Genomic DNA, 659 nt, shown 5'->3' with positions numbered 1-659 from the left:
ATGGCAAAAGGTAAATTCGAGCGCACTAAGCCTCATGTGAACATCGGCACGATCGGCCACGTCGATCATGGCAAGACGTCGCTGACGGCGGCGATCACGAAGTATTTTGGCGAATACAAGCGCTATGACCAGATCGATGCGGCGCCGGAAGAAAAGGCCCGCGGCATCACCATCTCGACGGCCCACGTCGAATACGAGACGGCCAACCGCCACTACGCTCACGTCGACTGCCCCGGCCACGCCGACTATGTGAAGAACATGATCACCGGTGCCGCGCAGATGGACGGCGCGATCCTGGTCGTGTCGGCCGCCGACGGCCCGATGCCGCAGACCCGCGAGCACATCCTCTTGGCCCGCCAGGTCGGCGTGCCCTCGATCGTGGTGTTTTTGAACAAGGTCGACCAGGTCGACGACGCCGAGCTGCTCGAACTGGTCGAGCTCGAGGTTCGCGAACTCTTGACCAAGAACGAATTCCCCGGCGACGACATTCCGATCGTCAAGGGTTCGGCGCTGGCGGCTCTGGAAGATTCCGACAAGAAGATCGGCGAGGACGCGATCCGCGAGCTGATGGCTCAGGTCGACGCCTACATCCCGACGCCGGTTCGTCCGCTGGACAAGCCGTTCCTGATGCCGATCGAAGACGTGTTCTCGATCTCGGG

The 659-nt window shown here is 61.8% G+C and carries 1 protein-coding gene; it reads left to right on the top strand.

Features of this window, described 5'->3' with window-relative positions:
• On the top strand, positions 1-659 hold a 659-nt coding region (locus AC04SI_RS33325; protein WP_488475734.1), incomplete at its 3' end, for a GTP-binding protein.

This window comes from Mesorhizobium sp. CNPSo 4689, from assembly GCF_057784325.1.
This window is presented reverse-complemented; position numbering and strand designations above follow the sequence as displayed.